The sequence below is a fragment of the Xanthobacter autotrophicus genome, assembly GCF_029991245.1.
Classification (GTDB): Bacteria; Pseudomonadota; Alphaproteobacteria; order Rhizobiales; family Xanthobacteraceae; genus Xanthobacter; species Xanthobacter autotrophicus_C.
In genome coordinates, this window is record NZ_JAIVFO010000382.1 from 1 (window position 1) to 431 (window position 431).

Sequence of the window (431 nt, forward strand, 5' to 3'; positions counted from 1 at the left end):
GGTGTAGATGCTGTCGCCCAGCAGCTGCAGCGCCACTTCTTCGGCATCGAAGCTGCCCAGCAGCTCGCCGCCCACGGCCGAGGCGATGGCCGTGTCGCAGTGCTGGCCGGGGAACTGCCAGTAGGGGTTGTTCACGAACGACGCGGTGGGCGAGCCGTGGTTGTTCAGCGCCACGAAGGTGCGGCCCGGCTGCATCGCGGCCATGGTGGTCTTGAGCGAGGCGACGATCGAATCGCAGCCGATGATCAGGTCGGCCTTGGCCGTGTCCACCTTGGTGGTGTAGATGGCTTCGGGCCGGTTGGCGATCTGCACGTGGCTCCAGGTGGCGCCGCCCTTCTGCGCGAGGCCGGCCGCGTCCTGCGTGACCACGCCCTTGCCCTCCAGGTGCGCGGCCATGCCCTGCAGCGAGCCGATGGTGATCACGCCCGTGC

The 431-nt window shown here is 68.9% G+C and carries 1 protein-coding gene; it reads right to left on the bottom strand.

Annotated elements, in window-relative coordinates; translation table 11 throughout:
* Positions 1 to 431, bottom strand: a 431-nt coding sequence (locus K9U41_RS23325) for a 2-oxoacid:acceptor oxidoreductase family protein (protein WP_282643214.1), incomplete at both ends; no start/stop codon positions are given.